The following is a 6,810-nucleotide window of genomic DNA, read 5'->3' on the forward strand; positions in this document are numbered from 1 at the left end:
CCTTTGTGGCTGTTGCTGTCCTTGTGTTGTGTTTGAATCCACTGGGGTTTTCTGCTTTTCTTCTTCCTTTTTCTTTCGGAACCTATCCAAAAATCCCATTCAAAGCAATTACATCGTGTATGTATATAAGAAATCCTAGCAGCCGGCTTTGTCAAGAAAAGTAGTTTCTGCAGTACTGTTTAACTCGTAGTCAGATAGGGTACTGTTCAATCTTCGGGTTATAGCTGATCGCAGGACAATGTTTGTGACCAAATAACTTAACAGCGCCTAGTAAATGGTGCGGAAAGTGGGATTTACGCTTGCTTTTACTAGAACTTATCTCATAAATAGGAAGACAAGGCAGCAGTTGAATGATTGACCGCTTTTTGACTACTAGATTCATAGCTGCACCTACTTACTTTTTGGGTAAGTAGCCATTTATGAGATGACTTCTAGTAAACCCAGCACTGCAGTTCGAGTCTCTCTAGGCCTTATAACCTAATTGCTAACCCGTATCCTGATTGAGGCGAGATTGCTTAATTAGTAGGACCATTTATGCTGACGCTAAATCAGCTTTCGCTCCTCTTTACCGCCTTGCTCCTCGATGACCACCAATGTCATAGTCGAAGTTATTCCCGGTATTCTCCTGATTTCGCTAGTAATAGCGTGATTCAATGTTTCCATCTCTGAGGATTTGACCTTGACAAAAATGTCATGGACCCCATATGTTCCTCTTACCTCTCTGACTTCGGATATTTTCGCAATTTCATCTATGATTTTCTCCTCGACCCCAGCAATACAATTCGCAAGGACATATGCGGTTGGCATTTCGAAACCTTGCCTGGTTGTTATTTGTCATAACTTGGTATTTAGTTTTTTTGGCTGTCACGAAACACACAGATTGGAGGATAATAACATGCATCGAAAGCTGCAGTGTTTTTCCCGCCGCACTTCGCGCACCCATTTCAAGCCCATATAAAAGAACAATTATTCTGCCATGTTTCCACTGGAAAAGCACGATAGCGGTATAGAGTAAAAATGGTGCGGGAGATGGGATTTGAACCCACGAACCCCTTCGGGATAAGAGCCTCAGTCTTACGCCTTTGGCCATGCTGGGCGACTCCCGCTCCATTCATAGACGCGACGGCGCGCTAATTTGAATATTACGTACGCCGCAATGGTTTTTATAATGCAATAATTGTAAGAATTGCAGATGCTTATTCCCGTACGCTGCTTTACGTGTGGCGGGCTCATCGCTGACAAGAACAGTGAGTACACCAGCAGGGTCAAGGCAGGAGAGGACCCGGCAAAGGTGATGGACTCGCTCGGCGTCAAGCGGTACTGCTGCAGGCGCATGTTCATATCAAGCGTCGAGACCATCTACCAGATCATCCCATACTACGAGGCGCTGAGGCGCAGAATGTCTGAGGTCCAGACCGAGATAGAATAAATAACGAACCCGACGGTTTTCAGCATATTGCCTTCCATTACCTCACTTGACGCCAGAATAGTCTTTAACAGCAGGGGCAGCAAGACCATCGAGATTGACGTAATAGCGGACAGGAACTTTGCAGGCCGCGCCTGCGCGCCGTCCGGCGCAAGCGTTGGCAAGCTCGAGGCCCAGAGCTTTCCGGACAACAAGGCCGAAAAGGCGCTTGCGGCGTTCAACGCGAGCAGGAAAAAATTCATCGGGCTTGACGCGTCGGACACCAAGGCAGTCTTTGACGCTCTCAGGTCAATCGACGATACTGACAATTATAGCAAGATTGGCGGCTCTGTCGCCTACGCGCTTTCGATAGCGGCGGTGGACGCCGCCGCAAGGGCGCAAGGCGTCCCGCTTTTCAAGCTGCTAAAGCCAAAAGGCCCGTACAGGTTCCCGTTCCCGCTTGGCAACATCATTGGCGGAGGGGCGCACGCGGGCCCCGGCACGCCGGACCTGCAGGAGATCCTCGCCTGCCCGGTCGGAGCAAAGAGCGTGACTGAGGCGCTCGAAATGAACTTCAAGCTGCACGGCGAGGTGCGCAAAGTCATCGAGTCGATAGACGGCAAGTTCACGTACGGCAGGGGCGACGAAGGCGCGTGGGCACCAAACGTCAACAACGACCAGGCGCTCGAGATCGCGGAAAAGGCGGTCAAGAACTGCGGCTACGCTCTTGGCAGGGACATGGCACTTGGCATCGACTTTGCCAGCTCGTCCTTCTGGGACGAGAAAAACAACGTCTACGACTATGCCCGGCAGGGGTTGAAACGCGACACCGGCGAGCAGATCGAGTTCGCAAACAGGCTGATGCGCGACTACAAGCTGGCATACGCGGAGGACCCCGTCCACGAGACAGATTTCGAGAGCATGGCAGTCCTTACGAAAAAGAACCCAAGGACGCTCGTGACAGGCGACGACATGCTCGTGACAAACGCGGCGATGGTGAAAAAGGCAGTCAAGGCCGGCGCGTGCTCGGGGGCGATTCTGAAGGTGAACCAGGCCGGCAGCCTGCACGACGCGCTATTGTTTGCAAAGGAATGTACGAAAAACAACATCAGGATAATCACGTCGCACAGGTCTGGCGAGTCGCCGGACTCGCACATCTCGCACATTGCGGTGGCGACAGGATCAAAGATGCTAAAGACAGGCGTGCTCGGCGGCGAGAGGGTCGCAAAGCTGAACGAGCTCTTGCGCATGTCAGAGTATGATTTAATAGCTGGGATGGCCGAACTTTCCCCTGCAACATGAGCAATCCCGAAGACGGATCTGTCCCGGAGACTGAGGCGGCTGTCGAAGAAACGACAGTGGTCGAGAGCCCGGAAGGCCAGGAGTCAATTGACACTGACAATTTAGAAAAGATGATACTTTCAACAGGCATCAGGGTAGGAACGCCGGTCAAGACGAAATACATGACGCCGTTCATCGTGCGCGCAAACCCCGAAGGCCTGTATATCCTGGACATTAGCAAGACCCTTGCAAGGATAGACGTAGCGGCCAAGTTTGTCGGCAGGGCTGACATTACAAAGGTCGCAGTCACGTCGGCAAGGGAATACGGCAAGACCCCGGTGGAAAAGTTCTGCGAGCTGACAGGCGCGATGCAGATTCTAGGCAGGTTTATGCCCGGCACGTTCACCAACCCGTCGCTTCCAAACTATATGGAGCCGGAAATAGTCATAGTCACCGACCCGCAGGCCGACCAGCAGGCAGTCATCGAGGCCACGAGGGCAGGAGTGCCGGTCATAGCGGTCGCAAACAGCGACAACGTCACTTCAAAGGTTGACCTTATCATCCCGGCAAACAACAGGGGCAGGAAGGCTCTGGCAACTGCCTACTGGCTTCTCGCACGCGAGGTCTTGAAGAAGCAGGGCAAGATCAAGTCCGACAGCGAGATGAAGATATCAATCGACGACTTTGAGACAAAGTTAGTCGAGGAAATATCTTGAGCAAGACAGCAAAACGCTCGCCGGCCGTCGCCGGCATGTTTTACCCTTCTGACGCCAACGAATTGCGGCTGGCCATTGACCAGTCTTTTCGCAACACGAAATTCGGCCCCGGCATGCCGCCGCCTTCCCTCACCAAGAGAAAAATATACGGCGTCGTCACGCCCCACGCGGGGTACGCGTACTCGGGCGCGGTCGCGGCAAACGGTTTTTACGAGCTTTCGTCGCTTGATTTTGATACCGTCGTGATGGTCGGCCCGAACCACTACGGCATAGGCTCCGGCGTCGCCACCATGCGCGCCGGCGCATGGGAAACGCCCCTCGGGCAAGTTGAAGTGAACGGCGAGGTGGCAGCAGAGATAGCGGAAAGGTCGGGAGTCGTCGACTTTGACGACTTTGCCCACAGCCGCGACCACTGCCTTGAAGTGCAGTTGCCGTTCCTGCAATACATAAAGAAGAAATTTACCTTGGTTCCTGTCGTGCTCATTATGCAGGACATTGACACCGCCTTTGACCTCGGAAAGGCCATCGCAGACACGGTCCAGGAAAACGAGATAAGCGCCATGCTCGTGGCATCGTCGGACCTCACCCACTACGAGCCAAACGGGATGGCGCACAAAAAAGACAGCGAGCTAATAAGCGCCATGCTGTCGCTTGACGTCAACAAGTTTTACGCGGTGCTGGAGAGGATGGATGTCTCTGCTTGCGGCTACGGCGCCATCGCGTCGATAATGGTGGCGGCAAAGAGCCTGGGCGCCACCCGGGGCGAGCTGTTGAAATATGCGACAAGCGGCGACGTAATGGGGGACGAAAGCGCAGTGGTTGGATATTCATCGGCGGTATTTGTATGACAAAAGGCAAAGCGTCGGCGCCGGCAAAGATAATCCTGTTCGGAGAGCACTTTGTAGTTTACGGAAGCCCTGCAATCCTTGCCTCTATAAACCGCAGGATAAACGTCGAGGCAAAAAAAGGCAAGGACGGCAAGGTGACGATACGGTCAGACATTGCGGCAGGCGAGTTTGACGGCTCTACCTTCAAGCTAATCGAAGGCTCTAACGCCAGGGCGGCACTTGAGCCCATCTATTTTGCCGCAAAGCAGATCCTTGCAGCAAAAAAGCAGCAGGCAGGCCTTGAGATAGACATCAACTCCGACATCCCTTACAGCGTCGGCCTCGGGTCATCTGCTGCGTCGCTGGTGGCGACTATTGCCGCAGTAGAGGCCCTGGTCGGCAAGCCGGACAGGAAAAAGATATGCGAAAGCGCAATCGAGGCAGAGCGCATCATACACAAAAACTCGTCAGGGGCGGACTGTTACGTGAGCACCTTTGGCGGGCTCATCCACTACAGCAAGGGCGAAGGGTTCAAAAAGATAGAGAACAAGTCCACCCTTTTCATGGTCATCGGAGACACGGGGATAAAGCACAACACCGGCGAGCTCGTTTCAAGCGTGCGCAAGCTAAAGGAGACGAACCAGATGGGCTTTGCTGGCCTGATGGCGCAGTCAAAGGACATCTGCAACCAGGCCCTGGCCGCCCTCAACTCTGGCAACGCAGACCAGCTCGGCATGCTGATGAATGAAAACCAGCTGCTGCTCGTGCGCCTGGGAGTCTCGCACGAAAAGGCGGACGAGCTCATCGGCATCGCGCGAGAATCCGGCGCGCTTGGGGCCAAGATAACCGGGGCAGGCGGCGGAGGGGCCATCATCGCACTTGCCGCAAACAAGCAGGACAGCGAAAAGATCGCAGCCGAAATCAAGGAAGCCGGCTATAGCGCCTTTGAGATCGAGATCGACTCCAGGGGCCTCGTCATCAGCTAGGGGTTCTTGAAAGGCTCCACCAGGTGGACTGGCTTTACCAGATCGGCGACGTCCACCCAGCACTTTGCTATCCTGTCCATCGAGTAGGCGAGGTTCAGGACGGCAATCGTAGACTCGGGGTCCTCTGCCTTGTCTGCCGCCGACATTTCCTTGACAGCGTTCATCGCTTCGTTGAACTTGCCGTACATGTTGAGCACGATTATCGACTCTGAGCGGTTCTTGCTGGCAAAGGCCATTACCGCCCTTTCCTGCATCTTTTCGACAAGCTCGCCTGCCTGAACGAACTTGTCGACATAGTAGATGTGCGAGAAATCCTGCGGGCTGGCAAGGTCGACGATATAGTCGCCGGCGCTTTCAAGCAGGTTGGCGGCTATCCTGTAGTCGAGGATGTCGATGTTGCTGAGGTTGAGCTTGCCCGCAAGCCTCTGGTCCATCATGGCGCTCCTTATGAGGCGCACCAGCAGGAAATACTGCCGGTCGACTTCGTCATCGCGGGCGTCTATAGACTTGCGCACCGTGTTCTCTTTGGACCGGATTGCTTCCATCGATTCTCGGAACATGCCCGCCACGATGGAGTTGAGCCGGCGGAGGATCTTTTCAGCGTCAAGCGTGTTTGGATCCAGCAGGAATTGCGACGTGATTGACTTGCGGTCCTCGTCTATAATTTCTAGGCCCACCAGCTTTCTCATGGCGCGCTTGAACCTCTCGGCGTCTTCGTACGTTATAGAGTTGGCCGCCCTGACCCTTATCATGTCGTAGCCAAGCAGGTACGCGCCATAGACCTGGTTGACGAGCATATCCATCGAGGCCGGCGAATACTGTATCATGGCCTCCTTTGTGTGCTCGGCCTCTGACTCTGACGGGAATATCGAAATCGTGTTGTCGCGGTTGACGTCAACGGGCACTATGCTGCCTTTTTTCAGGTTATTGCTCTTGATCCACTGGCTGGGCAGCGAGATGAGGATGCTGCTGCCTATTCTCTGGAGGCGCCTTGCGTATCTTGGCATAAATAGTATAAACCCATTTAAACTAATTAAACATTATTCTTATATTTTCTGACACTTATAACACACGTATGGCGTCGGCTGTAGTCACTGCACCAATAGCCGTGGCAAGAGCCTCCAGCCCTGGCCACGTCACCGGCTTTTTTGAGGTGCCAGGCCAGCAGACAAACCCGCTGCACAAGGGATCAAAGGGCGCGGGCTTCTCCATCGACGTAGGAATTTCCACGGCTGTACACCTATACGAAGGCAAGGGGTCCAAGATTTTGATTAACGGCAAGGCGGCAAAGGCCCGCGAGGTAGAGGTCTCGCAGTGGGTCGTCGACCAGTACCTGAGAGATGAGCCATATTTTGTCAAGGTAGAACACGACGTCGGCATCCCGGTGGGCTTTGGCCTCGGCTCCAGCGGCGCCGCGGCCTTGAGCACGAGCTATGCATTGAACGCTGCGCTGAGCTCAAAATTGAGCACGACAGAGGCGGCGCAACTTGCCCACAGGGCCGAGATCGCGTGCAGGACGGGCCTCGGCACGGTCATTGCAGAATATTCCGGCGGCTTTGAGATGCGCAGGACGGCAGGGGCACCCGGCATAGGAA

General features: G+C 54.1%; 7 protein-coding genes, 1 tRNA gene and 1 pseudogene. 6 read left to right on the top strand and 3 right to left on the bottom strand.

Annotation, left to right across the window (positions count from 1 at the left end):
• Positions 1–543: 543 nt before the first annotated feature.
• Positions 544–807 carry an Lrp/AsnC ligand binding domain-containing protein gene (locus ACREAY_RS08615; protein ID WP_431755364.1) on the bottom strand — a complete coding sequence of 88 codons (264 nt, stop codon included), beginning with the start codon at positions 805–807 and terminating at the stop codon, positions 544–546.
• A 211-nt stretch (positions 808–1,018) separates the two neighbouring features.
• Positions 1,019–1,106 (bottom strand) — tRNA-Leu (locus ACREAY_RS08620).
• 86 nt (positions 1,107–1,192) lie between these two features.
• Between ACREAY_RS08620 and ACREAY_RS08625 the strand changes: the two genes are divergently transcribed.
• The 5 genes from ACREAY_RS08625 to mvk all read left to right on the top strand — a co-directional run bounded on the left by ACREAY_RS08625 (position 1,193) and on the right by mvk (position 5,215).
• Entirely contained in the window at positions 1,193–1,429 is a 237-nt protein-coding gene (locus tag ACREAY_RS08625) for a DNA-directed RNA polymerase subunit N (RefSeq protein ID WP_431755365.1), read from the top strand.
• 27 nt (positions 1,430–1,456) lie between these two features.
• On the top strand, positions 1,457–2,707 hold the full coding sequence (gene eno / locus ACREAY_RS08630) for a phosphopyruvate hydratase (RefSeq protein ID WP_431755366.1): 1,251 nt from the start codon (positions 1,457–1,459) through the stop codon (positions 2,705–2,707).
• A 110-nt stretch (positions 2,708–2,817) separates the two neighbouring features.
• Positions 2,818–3,402 carry a 30S ribosomal protein S2 gene (gene rpsB / locus ACREAY_RS08635; protein WP_431755370.1) on the top strand — a complete coding sequence of 195 codons (585 nt, stop codon included), beginning with the start codon at positions 2,818–2,820 and terminating at the stop codon, positions 3,400–3,402.
• The gene (locus ACREAY_RS08640; RefSeq protein ID WP_431755367.1) at positions 3,399–4,250 is read left to right on the top strand and encodes an MEMO1 family protein; all 852 of its coding nucleotides are present in this window, start codon (positions 3,399–3,401) and stop codon (positions 4,248–4,250) included. The genes rpsB and ACREAY_RS08640 overlap by 4 nt, the downstream gene beginning before the upstream one ends.
• Complete coding sequence (gene mvk, locus ACREAY_RS08645; RefSeq protein ID WP_431755368.1) at positions 4,247–5,215, top strand: mevalonate kinase; 969 nt, start codon at positions 4,247–4,249, stop codon at positions 5,213–5,215. Before ACREAY_RS08640 ends, mvk begins: the two co-directional genes overlap by 4 nt.
• Here mvk and ACREAY_RS08650 read toward each other — a convergent pair.
• Positions 5,212–6,222: a PhoU domain-containing protein gene (locus ACREAY_RS08650; protein WP_431755369.1), complete on the bottom strand. Its 1,011-nt coding sequence runs from the start codon at positions 6,220–6,222 to the stop codon at positions 5,212–5,214. The two genes, mvk and ACREAY_RS08650, sit on opposite strands and share 4 nt — an antisense overlap.
• Positions 6,223–6,290: 68 nt before the next feature.
• Between ACREAY_RS08650 and ACREAY_RS08655 the strand changes: the two are divergent.
• Positions 6,291–6,810 (top strand): annotated as a pseudogene (locus ACREAY_RS08655) (pantoate kinase); the annotation flags it as partial.

Source organism: Nitrososphaera sp., from assembly GCF_050748925.1.
Taxonomy (GTDB): domain Archaea; phylum Thermoproteota; class Nitrososphaeria; order Nitrososphaerales; family Nitrososphaeraceae; genus Nitrososphaera.

Excerpts from the sequence above, each read along its gene's own strand:
- ACREAY_RS08625 (WP_431755365.1), top strand. The coding sequence starts at position 1,193 with ATGCTTATTCCCGTACGCTGCTTTACGTGTGGCGGGCTCATCGCTGAC.
- ACREAY_RS08615 (WP_431755364.1), bottom strand. The coding sequence starts at position 807 with ATGCCAACCGCATATGTCCTTGCGAATTGTATTGCTGGGGTCGAGGAG.
- mvk (WP_431755368.1), top strand. The coding sequence starts at position 4,247 with ATGACAAAAGGCAAAGCGTCGGCGCCGGCAAAGATAATCCTGTTCGGA.
- rpsB (WP_431755370.1), top strand. The coding sequence starts at position 2,818 with ATGATACTTTCAACAGGCATCAGGGTAGGAACGCCGGTCAAGACGAAA.
- ACREAY_RS08650 (WP_431755369.1), bottom strand. The coding sequence starts at position 6,222 with ATGCCAAGATACGCAAGGCGCCTCCAGAGAATAGGCAGCAGCATCCTC.